Source organism: Paraburkholderia sp. Cy-641 (genome assembly GCF_011752945.1).
In the GTDB taxonomy this organism is placed as follows: Bacteria; Pseudomonadota; Gammaproteobacteria; order Burkholderiales; family Burkholderiaceae; genus Paraburkholderia.
Genome location: NZ_VWWM01000032.1, coordinates 51,894 through 70,972 on the forward strand (window position 1 = coordinate 51,894; position 19,079 = coordinate 70,972).

General features: G+C 62.3%; 16 protein-coding genes. 8 read left to right on the forward strand and 8 right to left on the reverse strand.

Annotated features, from left to right (window positions below):
* Positions 1-109: 109 nt before the first annotated feature.
* Entirely contained in the window at positions 110-2,554 is a 2,445-nt protein-coding gene (locus F3J20_RS19010) for a TonB-dependent receptor (protein ID WP_167284203.1), read from the forward strand.
* Positions 2,555-2,568: 14 nt separating this feature from the next.
* Here F3J20_RS19010 and F3J20_RS19015 read toward each other — a convergent pair whose 3' ends face one another.
* The 5 genes from F3J20_RS19015 to F3J20_RS19035 form a co-directional block, all read right to left on the reverse strand.
* A complete protein-coding gene (locus F3J20_RS19015) occupies positions 2,569-3,612 on the reverse strand; it encodes an amidohydrolase family protein (RefSeq protein WP_167284204.1) in 1,044 nt (347 codons plus the stop codon).
* A 44-nt stretch (positions 3,613-3,656) separates the two neighbouring features.
* On the reverse strand, positions 3,657-4,970 hold the full coding sequence (locus F3J20_RS19020) for an MFS transporter (RefSeq protein ID WP_167284205.1): 1,314 nt from the start codon (positions 4,968-4,970) through the stop codon (positions 3,657-3,659).
* 143 nt (positions 4,971-5,113) lie between these two features.
* Positions 5,114-6,187 (reverse strand): isocitrate/isopropylmalate dehydrogenase family protein, encoded by a 1,074-nt coding sequence (locus F3J20_RS19025; protein ID WP_167048902.1) that lies wholly within the window; start codon positions 6,185-6,187, stop codon positions 5,114-5,116.
* Between the two features lie 15 nt (positions 6,188-6,202).
* Positions 6,203-6,628, reverse strand: a complete 426-nt coding sequence (locus F3J20_RS19030) for a cupin domain-containing protein (protein ID WP_167048900.1) — start codon at positions 6,626-6,628, stop codon at positions 6,203-6,205.
* 26 nt (positions 6,629-6,654) lie between these two features.
* Positions 6,655-8,022, reverse strand: a complete 1,368-nt coding sequence (locus F3J20_RS19035; RefSeq protein WP_167284206.1) for an NAD-dependent succinate-semialdehyde dehydrogenase — start codon at positions 8,020-8,022, stop codon at positions 6,655-6,657.
* A 315-nt stretch (positions 8,023-8,337) separates the two neighbouring features.
* On the opposite strand from F3J20_RS19035, the gene F3J20_RS32420 reads away from it, so the two are divergent.
* Positions 8,338-9,213 (forward strand): GntR family transcriptional regulator, encoded by an 876-nt coding sequence (locus F3J20_RS32420; RefSeq protein WP_167284207.1) that lies wholly within the window; start codon positions 8,338-8,340, stop codon positions 9,211-9,213.
* A 270-nt stretch (positions 9,214-9,483) separates the two neighbouring features.
* Entirely contained in the window at positions 9,484-10,902 is a 1,419-nt protein-coding gene (locus F3J20_RS19045) for a serine hydrolase (RefSeq protein ID WP_240162838.1), read from the forward strand.
* Between the two features lie 357 nt (positions 10,903-11,259).
* On the opposite strand, the gene F3J20_RS19050 is transcribed toward F3J20_RS19045, so the two are convergent.
* Positions 11,260-12,039: an enoyl-CoA hydratase/isomerase family protein gene (locus tag F3J20_RS19050; protein ID WP_167284209.1), complete on the reverse strand. Its 780-nt coding sequence runs from the start codon at positions 12,037-12,039 to the stop codon at positions 11,260-11,262.
* A gap of 32 nt (positions 12,040-12,071) precedes the next feature.
* The gene (locus F3J20_RS19055) at positions 12,072-13,205 is read right to left on the reverse strand and encodes a glycoside hydrolase family 88 protein (RefSeq protein WP_167284210.1); all 1,134 of its coding nucleotides are present in this window, start codon (positions 13,203-13,205) and stop codon (positions 12,072-12,074) included.
* Positions 13,206-13,534: 329 nt separating this feature from the next.
* On the opposite strand from F3J20_RS19055, the gene F3J20_RS19060 reads away from it, so the two are divergent.
* Genes F3J20_RS19060 through F3J20_RS19075 form a run of 4 tightly spaced genes read left to right on the forward strand, consistent with a single transcriptional unit; the run spans position 13,535 to position 16,994 of the window.
* Entirely contained in the window at positions 13,535-14,818 is a 1,284-nt protein-coding gene (locus F3J20_RS19060) for an MFS transporter (protein WP_167048889.1), read from the forward strand.
* Between the two features lie 48 nt (positions 14,819-14,866).
* Positions 14,867-16,069: a CaiB/BaiF CoA-transferase family protein gene (locus F3J20_RS19065; protein WP_167048887.1), complete on the forward strand. Its 1,203-nt coding sequence runs from the start codon at positions 14,867-14,869 to the stop codon at positions 16,067-16,069.
* Positions 16,070-16,086: 17 nt separating this feature from the next.
* The gene (locus F3J20_RS19070; RefSeq protein WP_167048885.1) at positions 16,087-16,524 is read left to right on the forward strand and encodes a MaoC/PaaZ C-terminal domain-containing protein; all 438 of its coding nucleotides are present in this window, start codon (positions 16,087-16,089) and stop codon (positions 16,522-16,524) included.
* The gene (locus F3J20_RS19075; protein WP_205193308.1) at positions 16,521-16,994 is read left to right on the forward strand and encodes a MaoC/PaaZ C-terminal domain-containing protein; all 474 of its coding nucleotides are present in this window, start codon (positions 16,521-16,523) and stop codon (positions 16,992-16,994) included. The genes F3J20_RS19070 and F3J20_RS19075 overlap by 4 nt, the downstream gene beginning before the upstream one ends.
* A 50-nt stretch (positions 16,995-17,044) precedes the next feature.
* On the opposite strand, the gene F3J20_RS19080 is transcribed toward F3J20_RS19075, so the two are convergent.
* Positions 17,045-18,073: a LacI family DNA-binding transcriptional regulator gene (locus F3J20_RS19080; protein WP_167048883.1), complete on the reverse strand. Its 1,029-nt coding sequence runs from the start codon at positions 18,071-18,073 to the stop codon at positions 17,045-17,047.
* Positions 18,074-18,246: 173 nt separating this feature from the next.
* On the opposite strand from F3J20_RS19080, the gene F3J20_RS19085 reads away from it, so the two are divergent.
* Entirely contained in the window at positions 18,247-18,915 is a 669-nt protein-coding gene (locus F3J20_RS19085) for an HAD family hydrolase (protein WP_167048881.1), read from the forward strand.
* Positions 18,916-19,079: the final 164 nt, after the last annotated feature.

The following is a 19,079-nucleotide window of genomic DNA, read 5'->3' on the forward strand; positions in this document are numbered from 1 at the left end:
TCGGCTTTAGCGCGTGGCCGCCGAAGCCGATAAAAATGGCGCCTTGATGCGAATCAAGGCGCCATTTTTCCTGTAGCGCATTTGAAAATTGTTCCCGGATGTGGTTTAAATGCGGGACGTGGAAAAAGAACCTCGGGATCGTCAGACGGCACCGGCCGCAAGGGAGGCAGGTGTTTGTCGAGGGGGATACGATCGCCTGGCGTTGACGGACAAGGCGGCAACGCTCGGGTTCGTCGCTGAGGTGGTGAATTTTCAAACACGCTACAAGAAAACCATGAAGCAACAGACGTCGAGAAAAACAACATGGAAGCACTATGTCGCCGTGGCTTGTCTGTCGGTTGCGAGTGGATATGCGAATGCGCAAACGGTGAAAATAGATTTGCCGGCATTGCCCTTGTCGGAAGCACTGGCGAAGCTCTCCCTGCAAGGCAAAGTTAACATTCTTGCGTCGGACGCATCGGTGGCAAATCGCATGGCGCCGGCGGTGTCGGGCACGCTGAGTATCCATGACGCGCTGGATCAACTGCTCAAAGGCACGAATCTCAAAGCCGAACAGAAGCAGGAGGGGACATGGGTCATCTCGGCGTCGTCAAAACAGGCGGCAACGGGTGCCACGGATGCCGCTACGGTGTTGCCGGCGATTACGGTAACGGGCAATGTCCCCTCGGATAACACGGGCTTCCTCGCGTATTCGAGCAATACCGCTACGCGTACCGACACGCCGATTAGCGAAACGCCGCAGTCGATCCAGGTGATTACGGCGGATCAACTCAAAAGCCACCAGACGCAATCGGTTCTGGACGCACTCGAGATGGCCGGCTTGCCGATCGTGAGCCAGTCTCAGGGAAATAGTGCGGCCGTTATTTCCAGAGGTTTCACGGCCAATGTCATGAGAAACGGAATCAATGACGTCAGCGGGAACCAGACCGCGCTTTCGATTCCCATGGCCGGTATCGAGCGGATCGAGGTGATCAAGGGCGCGGATTCGATCGTGGCCGGCGTCATGTATCCGGGCGGCGTGGTCAATATCGTGACGAAGCAGCCGACCGCGGACCCGGTTCGCGAATTAACCGTTCAGACGGGATCGTATGGGGACTGGCTGGGCGCAGTCGATCTGGGCGGGCCACTGACGCCGGATAACCATCTGACCTACCGGCTGGTGGTGTCAGGTGAGCGTTCTGGTGAAAGCTATGGCGGATACGATGGTAACCGGACGTTCTATGTGGCGCCGACGCTGGGCTGGAAATCGGGGGGGACGGACATCGTTGTCGGCTATCAGCATCAGGCCCAGAACCTCCCGGCCACGGCCATTACTTTTGTCGGCCCGGATGGGCCGCTTCGACTCGACGCGCGTGCTACCCCTCCGGACAACCAGTTCATTAAATCCGACACGCTGTTTTATGACATCAAACAGAAACTGGGGCATGACTGGGAAGTCGAGAGCCGGACGCAGTATCAGAATATCAATGACTGGAGTGAAAATAATTATTTCCCCTTCGGATACGACCTGACATCAATGCCCTATTCGGGCGGGACATACACCACCAGTTCATCTTCGATTGAAACTGATAATCATATAAAAACGGCATTCCAGATCGGCGCCGTCAAGAATAGCCTGATGTTCGGGGGGGAGTACCAGATTTACCGGACGAATATCAATGAAATCGCCTCCGGGGTCCTCGCCCCTTTTCCTTCGCCGACACTCCCGCCGGTCGCAGGGGATTTCTACAACATCAGTTCAAGGCAGTACTTCAACAACCTGTATCTGCAAGACCAGATGAGCTGGGGGCGACTGCGCGTATTGGCGAGTCTCGCGCGCGGAACCTCCTGGTCGAACAGTCAGCCGGCGCAATCGGCCTGGTTGCCTAATATCGGTGTGCTGTATCAGTTGAGCGATGATGTGTCCGTCTTCGCCAACACCTTCCGGAGTTTCGTTCCCAATACATTCAGTCCTCTGATTCAGGGCGTGCTCGTGCCGCCGGCACTGGGGCGTTCGGTAGAGGCCGGCGTCAAGCTCAATCTGCTCGACGATCAACTGAGTGTCACGGCCGACGTATTTCGGACCGCAATGTCAAATACGTTCTATCCGGCACCGGGATCTCCCAGCGGATACCTTCCGGCGGAAAATGAAGCCTATCGGGGTGCCGAAATAAATGTGGCGGGCCAGGTACTGCCCGGCTTGAACCTGACGTTCAACTATACGTACACCACTGGGCAGCAGTTACCGACAAACAATACTCCACCCGTGCGTCATATGGGCGGCCTGTGGCTGAGCTACGATCTGCAGTCCGAGCATCTGCGGGGATGGGGGGCCGGCATCGGCCTGCAGGCGCGCAGCAGCTACGAGATACCGGTGCAACCGCTGGTGTACAAGATTCCCGGGCAGATGCAGACCGATCTGAATGTGCATTATCAAACCAAAAACTGGTCGACCATTCTTGGCATCAAGAACGTCTTTAATCGCACGCTTTACCAGGACGCTGTGTACTACGTAGATTTCGTCACGCTCAATCCGGGCCGCCTGGTTTTCTTGACCAGTTCCTATAAATTCTGAGTGCATGAATCGAATCAACTCAGCGCAAGACGGTAGGCGTGGGCCGCCGTTGCGCTAAACAACGCGCGTTTCTCGTCAGGCGAGCATCGCGCGGTCAAGCGCTTGAATGCATTCCAGACGACACCGTAGCTCGCGCTCTGCTGGTCCACGGGGAAATTGCTTTCGAACATGCAGCGAGTCACGCCGAACGCTTGCAGACATTCGTGAACATACGGGGCCCAGGAGCGTGCGAGTACTTCCGAGCCGGGGGGCACCGCGTTCAGATGGAATGGAAAGCCGGTGTATAGCATGCCGAGTCCGCCCAGCTTCATATACACGTTCGAATGCGCGGCGACTTGTGCGAGCCCCGACTTCCATTCGGCAAAGACGGCATCGCGTTGGCCCTCGTAAGGACCGACGCCCAAGGGACCGCCGACGTGGTTCACGATGATGCGGGTCTCGGGAAAACTTCCCGCCAGAGCGGCGATTTCGTTCAACTGATGGTGATAGACGAACGCATCGAAACTCAGGTCGAACGCGCGAAGGTGACGGAATGCCGCGCGAAAGGATCGGTCGGTGCTGCGTCCTTGCGCGTACGTCTGTCCCCACATGCCGATGCCGGCTGCATCCCAGCGGATCGGGAAACGGATGCCCCGCAAGCGGCCTGCCGCTGCTTCATGCTGCGCTTCCAGCACCGGCACCACCTGGTCGCCCAGCATCATGTCGGCTCTCGCGACAATGCCGGCGCAGATTGCGTTACGCCATCGCGCGGGCGCCGCGAGCGCGGATGCCACCGCAAACCGCGTTTCTCCGACGGGGCGCAACGCCGGACTTGCATGCTCGCAATAGGAGGTGCCGCCTTCCACGAAAACGGTCGCTCGAATATGGTGGCCGGTCGTCAGGTCCGCGAGAAAGTCGTCGACGAGATAGTCTCCGTTCTTGCGCTGCCAAAGATGATGATGACAATCGACGATCGGCAGATCGGGGTCGAGAGCCGGCTCGGAACTTTGCCGATGCCATGCGTCGAGTTCTGCCGCTGTTCGAAAACTACTGGTTCTGAAGTCGTAGGCGAGGCGCATGGGAATGGGTAGGGAATCATCAGGCCGATCGGAGCGGGCGCGATTTACTTGCTCTCGACGAGGCGCACGAGGACGGCGGCGAGAATCGCCGAGACGAACAGGAAACCCGACATCGCCCATATGCCGGCCGAGAAAGCACCGGTCGTCTCTTTGAGTATGCCGATGATGTACGGCCCCGCAAAGCCGCCGAGTGTCCCGATCGAATTGATGAATGCGAGTCCGCCCGCCGCGGCCCGCTCGCTCAGGAAGGTGGTGGGGATCGTCCAGAGAATGCCGACGGCCGAGATGGTTGACGCGGAGGTCAGGGTGATGCCCAGCATGACGACCCCCAGCGAGTTGAAGTGCGCCGCCAGTGCGAGGCCGATGCCGCCGATCAGGCACATGATCGCGAGGTTCGTCACGGGCCTCCCCCTGAGCGTGACGACATACGACCAGGTCAACAGGACGCAGGCGGAGGCGAGCGGCGGGATGGTGGCGAGCAGGCCGATTTCCGACAGCCGCAGGCCGTGGCCCCGCAGGATTTGCGGCAGCCACACTCCCACCCCATAGCCGCCCAGCACGAAGCCGCACTGAATGGCCGCCAGCATGAGAACGCGCGGGTCCTTCAAGGCGGAGGTCAGGTCTTTCTTGATGTGCTGACCCGTGCCTTCATTGAGCATCTGGGCGAGTTCGGTCCGCTCGTCCGGTGTCAGCCAGTGGGCGTCTTCCGGCTTGTTCCGCAGGACGGCGTACACGACGAAGCCGACGAGCACGGCCGGCAAGCCCTCGATGATAAACATGGCCTGCCAGCCATGCATCCCCGCGAATCCGCCCCACCGCAGAATGGAGGTCGACAGCGGCGCGCCGATGATCGCCGACAGCGGAATGCCGAGCGCGAACAGCGCCTGCACGCGTACTCGCTCCCGTGGCGGGAACCAGCACGAAAGAAACAGCGTGGCCCCGGGAAAGAAACCGGCCTCGGCGACACCGAGCAGGAAGCGCATGATGTAGAAACTGGTCGGGCCTTGCACGAGCGAGGTCGCCGCTTCGGCGAGTCCCCACGTAATCATGATGCGGGCGAGCCAGCGCCGGGCCCCGTAGTGATGCAAGGCCAGGTTGCTCGGGATTTCAAAAAAACAATAGCCGGCAAACAGGATGCCGGCGCCCCATCCGAACTGCGCGGGCGTCAGGCGCAGGTCTGAGTTCATCGTCAGGGCCGCGTAACCGACGCTGGTGCGGTCCAGATAGTTGATGATGAACGCGACCAGAAGCAATGGCATGAAGCGCCACGTATTCTTGCGCAGCGCACTTCGCTGTATCTCGGTTCTTGCTTCCTGGGCCGTGTGAACGCCATTTCGCCCGATCGATTCGACTTGCATCTTCCGTTCTCCGCTATTGCTGCGTCTTTTTCCTGGCGAGGCACACGACCGCTTGCGTTGCCGTGCGCTCCCGATGAAAGGCTCTCCCGCTTGCCTGCTTGATGCAGTCCTGTACGAGTGGCGAGCGACGTTCTCTGGCCTGATTACGCGCCAGCGAGCGCTTGCGCGACCTGCTTGCCGAAAGCGCTGCAACCCATCGTGCCGCCCAGGTCCGCCGTGCGAGTCAGCGGGTTTTCGAGCGTGGCGTCCACGGCGGCTTCGATGGCCGTTGCGGCTGCCACGAAGTTCGCCAGCCGGCGTCGTTCGCCGATCCAGCGCATCAGCATGCCGACCGACAGCATCATCGAGGTCGGGTTGGCGGTGTCCTTGCCTTCGAGGTCGGGTGCGGAACCGTGCTGGGCCTGTGCGCAGCAGAGCGTTTCTCCGGCCATGACCGAGCCGGCCAGCCCGAGACTGCCGGACAATTCGGCCGCGAGGTCGCTCAGGATGTCGCCGTAGAAGTTAGTCGCGACAATCACGTCGAAGCGTTCCGGCGAGCGCACCAGGTGCGCGGTCGAGGCGTCGATCAGAAGATCGTCGAATTCGACTTCCGGAAAATCCTTGCTCACGTTGCGCACGCATTCGAGGAACAGGCCGTCGGTCATGTGGAAGCTGTTGGCCTTATGAATCGCGGTGACGCGCCGCTTGCGCTTCATGGCCAGTTCGAAAGCGCGCCGCGCGATGCGCTCGCTGCAATGGCGCGTAATCTTGCGGACCGACAGCGCCATATCCTTCGACGGCATCATTTCGCCCCAGCCGAGATGCATGTTGCGATCGGGATAGAAGCCCTCCGTCGCTTCGCGCATGATGACGAGATCCATCTGCCTGCCTTCGCGAAGGTTCGAGCTGAGAAACGGGCGCGTACGGGCCGGGCGGATATTCGCGTACAGATCGAGATCGCAGCGGAATGCCGCCGAGACATTGCGGCCGCCCTGATCCGGCGGCGGGTAGTCGGCGTGCGAGATGGTGCCGAGAATCAGGCCGTCGTAGCCGGCGGCTTTTTCGAGTACTTCCGGCCTGAGGGTCGTGCCGTATTTTGCGAGGCTCGCGAAGCCGATGTCTTCGACGTCGTACTGCAAACGCAGATCGAACACGCGATCGGCCTGGGCGAGAACGGTCATGGAGGCGGCGATGATTTCGGGACCGATACCGTCGCCGGGACAAACGAGAATACGCATGGCGGATGTTGACGCTCAGGGAGAGGGAGTCTGATGTTCGGCCGAGACGGGGCGCGTTTCGCCGCTGGCGACGAGCGTGCGGGTGGCATCGAGCCGCGCGTAGATCCAGAGGATCTTCATGGGATTCGTCTTCGACATGTTGCGAAAGCGATGCGGCACGTTCGGCGGAATAAAGGTCGTATCGAGCGGCTTCAAACGGTATTCGAGCCCGTCGATGTCGAGGATCGCATCGCCCTCGACCAGCACCACGCTTTCCTCGCAGTTATGGCTGTGAAACGGGATTTCCATGCCCGGCTCGAACGACGTGTACCCGGTGATGAAGCTCGCGGACCCGACGTTCTTGCCGACGAGCGGCGTCGTGCTCGCGCCGCCGCCGCGATCGTAGCGCGGCAGGTCTTCGGGGCGCAGCAGGGCCGCGCCCGATGGTGTTTTGATCGTCATGATGTTCTCCTGAAGGTGGATCGGGCTCAGCGAGCCGGATTGATCCAGACGGTCTTGATGTTGGTGAATTCACGCATGCCGACGGCGCCGAGTTCGCGCCCGTAACCGGACTGCTTGATGCCGCCGAACGGCAGCCGCGCGTCGGACGCCACCACACTGTTGACGAAAACGGCGCCCGCCTCGATCTTCCGCACGAGTTGCTGTGCCCGCGTCAGGTCGGTGGTCCAGAGCGCGGCGCCGAGACCGAACTCCGTATCGTTCGCCAGCGCGATGGCCGCATCGGTATCCTTGACCCGCATGACCGCCGCAACGGGGCCGAAGGTTTCCTCGCGAGCGGCGGCCATGTCGGGCGTCACGTGGTCGAGAACGGTCGGCGCGTAGAAAAAGCCCTGGCCCGGCAGCGGCTGTCCGCCGGTCTTTAGCACGGCACCAGCGGCAACGCTCAGTTCAACCTGGCGATGCAGCTCGTCGCGAAGATTGGCGCGCGCGAGCGGCCCGATGGTTACGCTGCGATCGGTGGGGGCGCCGACTTTCAGTTGAGCCACGCCGGCGCAGAACAACTCGACGAAGCGGTCCGCAACGGCTGCGTCGACGATGAAGCGCTTTGAGGAAATGCAGCTTTGACCGGTGTTCGAAAAGCGTGCCTTGACGGCCGCTTGCGCGGCGCGCTCCACATCCGCGTCCGCCAGCACGATGAAGGGATCGGAGCCGCCGAGTTCGAGTACCTGCTTTTTCATGGCGGCGCCCGCTTGCGAGGCGACGAGCTTGCCGACCGCGGTCGAGCCGGTCAGCGTGACCGCGGCGATTCGCGAGTCGCTAATCAGTGCCGCCACGTTCTCGGGCTGGATCAGCAGGGACGCAGCGAGTCCCGGCGGCACACCGGCATCGGCGAATACTGAGTTGATCGCAAGCGCGCATTGCGGCACGTTGCCGGCGTGTTTGAGGATGATCCCGTTGCCGGCGCAGAGCGCGGGCGCGGCGAAGCGGATGAACTGCCATATCGGGTAATTCCACGGCATGACCGCGAGCACGACACCCAGCGGGTCGTAGACGATCTGGCTGCCCGTGGCACTGGCGACCGGTTCGTCGGCGAGGAACTGCGCCGCGTTGGCGGCATAGAACCCGCAGGTCGCGGCCGACTTCTCGATCTCGGCTTCGGCCTCGACGATGGGCTTGCCCATCTCCAGCGTAATCAGTTGCGACAACGTTTCCTTGCGACGCAGCAGTACTTCGCCGATGCGCGCGACGACTGCCGCGCGCTGCGCGATCGGCACTTGCGACCACGGCCGCTGAGTGGCGACGGCGTCGTCGAGCGCCTGTTCGATGCGGGCCGGCGAAGCGGCGTCGAACGTTGCCACGACGGATTCGGTGGCCGGATTCAAGGTGCGAAACATGAAGGTTTGCCTTTCGATGAGGGTTCCGTTTCCGTGCGTGCGCGGGTTGCCGCACATGAAATCTGTTTGGTATTTTGTTTTTTCAATATACCATTCGATTGGTCTTTTGAAGATGATTTGTACCACTGGGGTATACCCGTTCTATGGTCGCTACGGTGCTATCGCGCAGAATATCCCGAGAAATATGCAGTGGCATGGAGGTGCATTGAAAGCCTGTTCGGTCGGCAAAGCGGTGAGAGAGGTATATTTATCAATCAAAATACCTGATAGTGGCATGCTACAATCCCCGGCAAATCTATTACTCTGGACGACAGAATGAGCCGCCCATTAGCCGATGCGCTCGCGGCACATATTCATCAGCACATTCGCGTTGCCGGCATCGAACCCGGGACACGCCTGCCCGAGCGGACCCTCGCGGAGCAGTTCAACGTGTCGCGCTCGCCGGTGCGGGAAGCCTTGAAGCGCCTTGCGGTGCAGGAGATCGTCATGGCGCATCCCGACGGCGGCTATGCCGTCTCGGAAGCGGCATTCCGCAGGTCGGCCGACGCCGGTGAGATGGCCGCCGCCGGCGATGACGAAGCGGTCTATCTCGCGATCGCCGAAGACCGGCTGGCCGGCAAGCTGGCCGACCGCTTCACGGAAAACGCGTTGATGCGCAGTTACGGCGTGACCCGCGCGCAACTGAATGCGATCCTGCGCCGCATGGCGCAGGAGGGCTGGATCGAACGGCGGCCCGGGCACGGCTGGATGTTCCTGCCGATGCTGACTTCGGCCGAAACCTATCGGCAGGGCTATCGCTACAGGTTGCTGATCGAATCGGCCGGCATTCTGGAGCCGACTTTTCGGCTCGATCGCGAGGCTCTGCTGCAATGCCGTGCGGAGCAGGAGGCGCTCGTCAACGGTGAGGTGCGCACGGCTTCGCCCGCCGCGCTGTTCGACGCGAATAGCCGGCTGCACGAAACCATTGCCGCCTGCTCGGGCAATGCGTTCATTCTCGATGGCCTGCGGCGTCTCGACCGGTTGCGTCGCCTGATGGAGTATCGGAAAGCCGTCGATCGCAATCAGGCGGAGAGACGTTGCCGCGAGCACCTGACCTTGATCGATCTTCTGCTGTCCGACCAGCGCGAGGCTGCGGCCAATTTTCTCAAGATGCACCTTCACAACGCGGCCCGGGAAAAGGCCGGCGACTGATGCCGCGATCGCATGCCCGTGAGCGTACAGGACGGGCGGCGGCGGGGTGATCGGAATTACACATAGTGATCGGCTGTAGCGACTTCCTCAATCCGGTTCGCGCCGCTACAGTCTTTTCGTGTGGTCAGCCCCGATGAGGGAGACCGTGTCATGTCTGTTTGTCATTGAATCAGGGTGCCTATGCCAGAGTCGACCGCTGTTTCCAATGGGCTGCCTTCAGCGTCGCCGTCGAATGTTTTCAGCGACGGGCTGGAGCGTGCCGTGCCATCCATGACCGGCGTGAATGCCGATGCCGTCGTCTCGTTTCTCGACGATGTCGAGGCCGCGGGTCTCGATCTGCACGGTTTCATGCTGAGCCGTGATGGCCGCGTCGTGGCGGAAGGGTATCGCTGGCCTTATCGGGCCGATCGCACGCGCATCATGCACTCGGCGACCAAGAGCTTTGTCGCGTCGGCAATCGCGTTCGCGCTTGCCGAGGGCCGACTCAAGCTGACCGACAAAGTCGTCTCGTTCTTTCCGGAGCTTTATGCCGGTCCCGTGGAAGGCTGGCTCGCGCAGATGACGGTCGAAGATTTGCTGACCATGCGCGCCGGGCATGAAAGCGAAACATCGGGCGCGGTGTGGCGCGTTCTGAATACCAGCTGGATCGCCGAATTCTTCAAGATTCCGCTCGCTCATGAACCGGGTTCGACCTTCGTGTACACGAGCGCGGCCAGCTACATGCTTTCGGCGATCCTGAGCCGTGTGACCGGTCAATTGGCGCACGACTATCTGAAGCCGCGTCTGCTCGAACCGCTAGGCGTGACGGGCGAAACGTGGGACGTCAGCCCGGACGGCATCAATCCCGGCGGCAACGGATTCTCGGCCAGGCTGGTCGATCTGCTCAAGCTCGGCATGCTGCATGCTCAGGACGGAGTGTGGAATGGGCAGCGCGTGCTGCCGGAAGATTGGGTGCGCGTGGCGACCCAGCCGCATGGCGAGCCCTTCAAATATGGTTATCACTGGTGGACCCGGCCGGACGGCAGCTATAGCGCAATCGGACGATTCGTGCAGATGGTGACGGTATTTCCGGAGCACAACGCGGCGCTTGCCGTGATGGGGGCGATCCAGGGCAGTTTCAGGCTCTTTCCTCATATCGAGCAGCATTTTCCCGCGGCATTCACGAATGGCGATACCGCGGCTTCTGCTTCCGCCTCGGCCGATAAGCGGCTTATCGAAAAGCTCGCGCACTGGCAGCACGAAGAGGCGCCGACTCTCTGGAAGGAGCCGCTCAGGAAATCCGCGACGGCGGCATGGACCGGCGCGCGACGCTTCGAGATCGAAGCGAATCGGTATGGTGTCGAAGCGGTCCAGTTCGCATGCTCGGACGATCGATGCTCCTTCACGCAGTTCGATGCGCGCGGGGCACACATGATCGTGGCCGGAATCGGGCATTGGATCGAAGGTCGAACCGATATGCCGGGCAGCGATCTGCACCACGGTTACGAGATGAATAACAGCGCGGTGGTCGCGCGCGCGACGTGGCTCGACGACAAGCGTTTGCAGATGGTCTGGATTTTCCCCGAGACCGCATTCCGCGATACCGTTGAAGTTCTGTTCGACGGCACCGGCATCACGGCTCAGAGGTCGGTCAATGTCAACGGCAGTTCGCTTCGGCATGACGAGCTGGTCGGCAGCGAAGCGCGGTAGACGATCCGGAGCGTGACGAGGTTCGCTCCGTTTTTTGCCGGCGTGGATCGTCCCGCACGGCGGGTCGAGTGCAAATTGCAGGTGGCTTTGAGGGATGCTGCTGGGCTTTGACGGGGCGGCCACTTTTATCGCAACCGGCGCGAGGTTGCATGGGTGGCGGGCGAGAACAGTCGCTTCGAAGTACTGCGAATGGACTGGGTGTGGTTTGGCGGGTGTTTGGGAGGCAACGGCTGGCGTCCACCGCATTTCTTCAGATCAATGCTTCCGGAGTGCTGCCGATATTTTTCTCAGGCTCGATTCACCATAAAACTTCCAGGCGGAAGCTTTATGGTGTCTTCTTCTCTATGTACAGGCGCCTCATCCCGCATCCGGCGCAGCGCGCTTTCTTCTGGCAAAGAAAGCCGCTTGTGCTTCCTTCTGCGCGGCCGAGCCCCACAGCCGGCCCACTCCGCGAGCTTCCGCTTCGAGGCCGGTTGCGCGACCCTCGCGCAATCCGGTGCGCACTACCGATTTCAACTCGGCCAGCGCTTCGCCGGAATGTCGCGAGATCGCGTTCGCAAGCGTCAGCGCCTGATCGCGCAGCGTGTCCGCATCGACTACCTCGTTCGCCAAACCCGCATCGAGTGCCCACTGTGCCGATACGGGATCGCCCGTGAGCATCATTCGCATGGCGCGCGATGCGCCGATCAGCGCGGGCAGGCGCTGAGTTCCGCCCCATCCCGGGAAACTCGCCAGCGTGATTTCGGGCAGGCCGAGCCGCGCGGTGTCGGCGACGATCCGCAGGTCGCACGCCAGCGCCAGCTCGAGGCCGCCACCGAAGGCGACGCCGTTGATGGCGGCGATCGTCGGTTTGGCAAACGTCTCGATGCGATCGAAAATCGCCTGCCCCCAACGCATATGCTCGTAGGCGTCCGTGGGCGAGAAGTCGCGCTGCTCGTTGATATCCGCGCCCGCGGAGAAAGCCTTCGTGCCCGCGCCCGTCAGCACGACGACGCGCGTTTGCGCATCGTCGGCAAGGCGTGTCAGCGCGTCGTCGAGACTTTGCAGCAAAGGCTTGCTGAGCGCGTTCATGCGCTCGGGCCGGTTCAGCGTGAGTACGGCGACGGCGTCAAAGCGTTCCTGCGTGATCGTTTCCATGATGATTCACTCGCGTCGAGTCTTGTCGTGTTCTATCCGTTCGAGGTCTGTGCTAGCGAGCCTTGCGCGCCGCTTCCGCGTTGCCGGTTCTGTTCCTTGATGCCGCGCAACGTCAGCAGTGCCTTGAGGAAATAGTAGTCGCCATAGATGACCGATTCATCGATGCCGAGGCCGTGCGGCAAATCCGCCGTGGCGTGCGCGAGAATCGGCGCGCGGTCGTCGCTCGCGAGGCAATCTTCGCACAGCGCTTTGAGCATCGCTTCGGCGAGGGCAAGATGGCGCGCATCGGAACTGAGTTCCCAGAGCCGGATGAGGCCATACGCGGTGATCGCGCCCGCCGACGAATCCTTGACCGGTACGCCGTCCGCAGAGTAATCCCACGGCGGAACGCGATCTTCCGGCAAGTGCTTTTCCACGTAGTCGGCAACGCGCTGGGCTGCTGCGAAGTACTCCTGCGAGCCGGTCATGTCCGCGAGCATCGCGAGGCCGGCGAGCGCCCAGCCCTGGCCGCGCGACCATGCGCTCGATGCGTCGAGACCCTGGTAGGTGTCGCCGGCAATCGGCGTGCCGTCGGCGGTATTGAACTTGTACACATGAAAGACCGAGCCGTCCTCGCGCTGATGGTTGGCGAGCGCCGTTTTCGTATGGCGCTGCACGACCTCGAGCAACTGCGCGTCGGCGCCATGATTGACGGCCCAGACGAGCAGCGGAAGATTCATCAGCGTGTCGATCAGGACCGAGCCCGACCAGTCTTCGCTGCCGAAGAAGCCCCAGCCCGGAATGAAGCCGCCTTGCGGATTGAACTGCCCGGCGAGGCTGTTGGCGGCGGTGAGCGCGGCCTGGAAATAGCGCTCGTCGCCGGTGAGACGCCAGCCCTTGATCGCGCTCGGATAGAACATGAAGCCGAGATCGTGGTTGACGGGGTCCGACGCGCGCGGCAGCAGGCGCTCGGTGAACGACACCGCGGCCGCTAGCAGTGCGTCGCTCTTCTGTTCTTCGTAGCTGAGCCAGAGCAGGCCCGCCCAGAAGCCGCCGGTCCATACGCCGTCGGGCGTCGTGCACCATTGCCCGGCCTCGGTGATATGCGGAAAGTCGCCGCCGCGGCTCGCCTGGGCGCGTACCTTGTTTACGGCCGCTTCGATGCCGTCGTTCAACCAGCTGCTCATGTTTTCTCCTGTCATGGATATGCCCGGCGTAATGACAGAGCCAGGCAGGAATTTGACAACGTTGTCACTGTGCGTCAATTTGCCTGCGAAGGCAAGACCCAGTGGCAAGAGCCGGCAACGTGAAAATCTCTTAAAGGCCCTTGATATAAGGCTATTCAGAGAAATTCCAGGGTTTGCAGGGTGATCGAAATGAAAAAGAGTGGATTGACAACGATGCCAAATCGGGCCTATTGTTCTTGCAATCGTTGTCAGAGATGGATCAGGACGCGAGCAACGGACCGCGCATCGCGGCCGAATCGATAGCAAACCAGAACACAAGGAGACCGGAGATGGCCGGAACAACCCTTCCCATCAAGCGATGGTGGATCATCCTGCCCGTCGCGTTTATCACCTACAGCCTCGCGTATCTCGATCGCGCGAACTACGGTTTCGCGGCCGCCGCGGGCATCGACCACGATCTCGGCATCAGCCGCTCGACCTCTTCGCTACTCGGCTCGCTGTTCTTTCTCGGCTATTTCTTCTTCCAGATTCCGGGCGGCATGTACGCGGAACGACGCAGCGTGCGGCGCCTGATCTTCTTCAGCCTGATCGCGTGGGGCGGCCTCGCCGCGCTGACGGGCGTCGTCACCAGCGTGCCGATGCTGATGGCCGTGCGCTTCGCGCTCGGGATCGTCGAGGCGGCCGTGATGCCGTGCATGCTCGTGTACGTGTCCAACTGGTTCGTGAGGCGCGAGCGCTCGCGGGCCAACACGATCTTCCTGCTCGGCAATCCGGCGACCATCCTGTGGATGTCGGTCGTGTCGGGCTATCTCGTGCAGTCGTGGGGCTGGCGCGTGATGTTCATTGCGCAAGGCCTGCCGGCGGTGCTGTGGGCGTTCGTCTGGATTGCCGTCGTGCGCGACCGGCCTTCGCAAGTGGGCTGGTTGAGCGCCGAGGAAAAGGCCGCGATCGAGAACTCGCTGGCCGAAGAGCAGAAGGACCTCGCGCCGGTGAAGAACTATCGCGAAGCGTTCCGCACGGCCGCGGTGTGGAAGCTGGCGGGCGTGCTGTTCTTCCAGAGCCTCGGTTTCTACGGTTTCCTGTTGTGGCTGCCGTCGATCCTGCGGCACGGCGCGACGCTCAGCATGGTCAACACGGGATGGCTGTCGGCCGTGCCGTACTTCGGCGCCGTGGTCTGCATGCTGCCGGTCGCGTGGATGTCGGATCGCCTGCAGAACCGCAAGCTCTTCGTCGCGGTGCCGCTCGCGATCGCCTCGCTGGCGTTCTTCGCGCTGTACTTCGTGGGCGCGTCGAATTTCTGGCTGTCGTTCGCTCTGCTGACCGTTGCCGGTATCGCCATGTACGTCGTCTTTCCGCCGTTCTTCTCGATTGCGCCCGAAGTCCTGCCGCGGACCGTGGCAGGCGGTGCGTTAGCATTGATCAATAGCGTGGGCGCACTCGGCTCGTTCCTCGGCTCCTACGCGGTCGGTTATCTGACGGGGCTCACGGGCGACCCGGCCTCGTCGTATCTGTTCATGGGCGGCGCGCTGATCGTGGCCGTGTTGCTGGCGAGCAGCGTGAAGCGTGCTCACGCGGCGGCGTCGCTGCCGCTCGCGGCCAACTCCGCGCGCTAGGCCGATTTCAACAAGCGGATTTCAATCTATCGTTTTCTGGAGAAAACAATGCTCGAAGGTATGCGCATCGTCAGCTTTTGCCACTATCTGCAAGGGCCGGCATCGACTCAATATCTCGCCGACATGGGTGCGGACGTCGTCAAGATCGAGGCGATCGGCGGTGCCTACGAGCGGCACTGGTCCGGCGCGGGCGTGTTCGTCGAGGACGTCAGCGCGTTCTTTCTCTGCGCGAACCGCAACAAGCGTGTCATCGCGCTGAACCTGAAGTCGCAGGAAGGCCGCGAGATTGCGTTGAAGCTGATCGACGAGGCCGACGCCGTGGTCGAGAACTTCCGGCCCGGCGTGCTCGATCGCCTCGGCCTCGGCTATGACGCGGTGAAGGCGCGCAAGCCCGGCATCATCTACGCGTCGGCGAGCGGCTTCGGCGGTTCCGGCCCGATGCGCGACATGCCCGGCCAGGACCTGATGATTCAGGCACGCACCGGGCTCGTGGCCGCCTCGGGCGGCGGCGCGACGGCGGTCGGTGCGGCGATCTGCGACCAGCATGGCGGCGCGTTGCTCGCAATGGGCATTCTCGGCGCTTACGTGAAGCGCATGAAGACCGGCGAGGGCACGCGCGTGGAAGGCAACCTGTTCAACGCGGGCATCGATTTGCAGGCCGAAGCGATCACCAACTATCTGACCGCGGAGAAAAGCGCGGCCGTATTCGAGCGCGACGCGCATCTGTCGACGTGGTTCCATCAGGCGCCGTATGGCATCTATCGCACGGCGGACGATCGCGCGGTGGCGATCTCGCTGAACAATCCCGCGGTGTTTGCCGAAGCGCTCGACGACGATGGGCTGCGCGCGCTCGCGAACTGCAACCCCTACGAGGAGCGCGATGCCTACGCGCGTGCCACGGCGAACGCGGTGAAGCGCTACCGTCTCGATGCGCTGGCCGAAGCGCTCGATGCCAAGGCCATGTGGTGGGCGCCCGTGCAGGACTATAGCGACTTGCGCGACAACCCTCAGGCGCAGCACAACCGCGTGTTCGAAACGGTCGATATCAAGGGCGGCACGGCGACGCTCATCAATCATCCTCTGCGTTACGACGGAGAAGTGCCCGCGGTACGGCACCTCGCCATCGAGATCGGACACGATACGCAGCAGATTCTGCAAGAACTCGGCTATGGCGCCGACCGGATCCAGACGCTCGCCAACGAGGGCGTCGTGTCCGGACGCGGTCTCGCGAACACGAACGCGCCGGCCTGATGCCATCGGAGAGGCCAATGAGCGATTTCTATCTGAAGCCGGGCGATACCGTTTCGCTCGAACAACACGTCAGTGCCGAGGCAATTCGCGCATTTGCCGATGTCAGCGGCGACCACTCGCCGAACCACGTCGACGAACAGGCCATGGCCGCCAGCGCGTATGGCCGCGTGATCGCGCACGGCGCACTGATGGTGGCCTATATGTCGGCCTGCTCGACGGCGATCGTGGAGCGCGTGCAAGGCGTGCGCGAGCGCGAGACGCCGGTGTCGCTCGGCTACGACCGCGTGCGCTTTCTGAAGCCCGTTTTCGCGGGCGATACGCTCAGGCTCGACTATACGATTCGCGATGTCGATCCCGAACGCCGCCGCACGGTGGCCGAGATTCGCATCGTCAATCAGGAGGGCGAACTGGTGAGCGTGGCCGAGCATATTCTCAAATGGGTGGTGACGCCGTGAACGCAGCGAATCAGGACATGAGCATGGCAGGGCGCGACTTCGACGGCCTGAATGTGGGCGACTCGGTCGAGCTGGGCGGCTTCACGATCACCGATGCGAACATCGTCGCCTTCGCGGGCGTCGGCGGCGATTTCTACGAGGTTCATACCGACGACGAGGCGGCCCGCGCGCTCGGCTTCGAGCGGCGCATCGCGCATGGCCTGTTGATCGTCTCGCTCGTCGATGCGATGAAAATGCGTTGTGCGTGGCGCTTGCAGGCGGTCGCCACGCTTTCGCTGACGTGGGACTACAAGCAGGCCGTGCTGAGCGGCGACCGTATCACGGCCGTGATGCGCGTGGAATCGAAGCGCGAGACGAAGCGCGCCGACCGTGGCATCGTGGTGCTCGCGATCGACGTGTTCAATCAGCGCGGCGAGTGCGTGCAACAAGGCAGGACGACGACGATGATGGTCCGGCGCAGCGGACTATAAGGCAGCCTCGCGGGCCGTATGGTCCGCGCGCCGCGCAGCCGCGCGCTTGCTCAGGCGCGGCGTTTCTTCGAAGCGGCCGGCTGTCCCGTGGTGCCGCGAATGATGAGCCGTGCTTCGAGCTCGACGCGGTCGAGCGGCGACTTGCCCTCCAGCGTATCGATCAGAAAGCGCCCGGCCTGGGTGCCCATTTCAATCGCGGGAACCTGCATCGTCGTGAGCGGCGGGTTCAGATGCGCGGCGAAGTCGAGGTCGTCGAAGCCGGTGATCGACAGTTCGCGCGGCACGGCAATGCCCGCGCTCACGCATTCCGCGAGACAGCCGAACGCGAGAATGTCGCTCGTGCAGATGACGGCCTCGGGCCGCACGGCAAGATTCAGCAGCCGGCGCATGCCGTTGCGTCCGGCCGTAATCGAATAAGGCCCTTCGATGATGCGCTCCTGCGCGATCGTCAGGCCGCGTTCCTTCAATGCTTCCTCGACACCCTGGATGCGCGCGCGAACGCGGTCGTTGTCCTTGCGTACGCCGGTGAGCATCGCGATCCCGGTATGGCCGAGGCTCAGCAGATAGTCGGTGGCCTGCCGCGCCGCGCGCCGGTTGTCGAAGCCGACGCACGGATGTGCCGCTTGCCGCGTATAGACATAGGTGTTGATATACGGCACGTTGCGCAGGCTCAGGAATTCGTAGAGCGCGCGCTCGTGCGCATCGCCCACGAGCACCACGCCTTCCGCGCCGCGCTCTATCATCAGTTGCGTCTGCTCCAGTTCCTTATGCGCGTCGAATCCCGAGGTCGTGACGATCAGCGAGTAGCCGTCGGCCGCGAGATCGCTTTCGAGCGCATTGGCGAGGCGGGCGTAGATCGCATGTTCAAGCGTGGGCAGCACGGCGCCGATCATTCGCGTGCGGCGCGAGCGCAGCGCCCGCGCCGCGTTGTTCGGGGTGTAGCCGAGCTTGCGCACGGCCGCGAGCACGCGCTGCACGACTTCATCGCGCACGACGTGCGGCGTGCGCAGTACGCGCGAAACCGTAGAGGCGGAACAGCCGGCCGCGCGAGCGACGTCGTTTAAACTAACCGGAGCCATGGAGCTTGCAATCGTTATCTGAATTATTGAGTGTCGCGTTGTGAATTGCCGCTCGTACCTGGGTACGCCGACACTCGGGCACTGACCTGTTGAAGGGTAACACGATAGCGTATGCGGGCGGCTACGCTCATCACTCTGTCAGTGACGACGTTTTCATTATTTTGCGGGTTTTTATGATCAGACTTTGCATCCTCGATTTCGACGGTACGCTGTGCGGCAGTCATGACGCCATTCGTCACTGCATCAATCTGACTTTCGATCACTATGGTGTCGAGCGGCCCGCACCCGATCGCCTCGAAGCCGCGATCGCGGCCGGTGTGGTGATGAGCGAAGCGATGTCGATGCTGACGGACGGGCGCCTCGGCACGGACGGAGCCGGGCAGTGGGCGGCGACGTATCGCGCGCTCTATCTGCAGCATGGTCTCGCTCACTCGTTTATCTTTCCGGACGTCGAGCGGACTTTGGCGGCTTTGAAGCAGAAGGGCGTGGCGATGGTGATCGCCAGCAACAAATCGGAAGCCGCGGTGCAACAGGCCATCGATCATTTCGGTATTGGCCGCTTTATCGATCTGCTCGTTTGCGATCCACCGGGCATCGCGAAGAAGCCCGATCCGGCGTGTTATAGCACCTTGATCGCGCCGGCGTTTCCCGATGTCTTGCCGGAGCAGATCGTCGTGGTCGGCGACACGCATGCCGATCTGGGGCTCGCGCGCAATATCGGCGCTCACGCGTGCTGGGCCGCTTACGGTTACGGAGATCGCGAGCAGTGCCAGCGAATGTCGCCGGACATGGTGCTCGAAGGATTCGGCGAGCTTGCCGAACGGCTGGACGTTTTCGTTTAGACGACGTGGCCGGCGCGCGGAATCCGTCCGCGTGCCGCGGATCGTTCCACGAGCCGGCAACATACCTAAGCAGTACTCCGCATATCGGTTTCACTCGCTGCACGGCTCGTGCGTGAGCAGCGGCTCGATCTCGATGCGGCGGCCCGTCACTTGCGCGGCTCGCA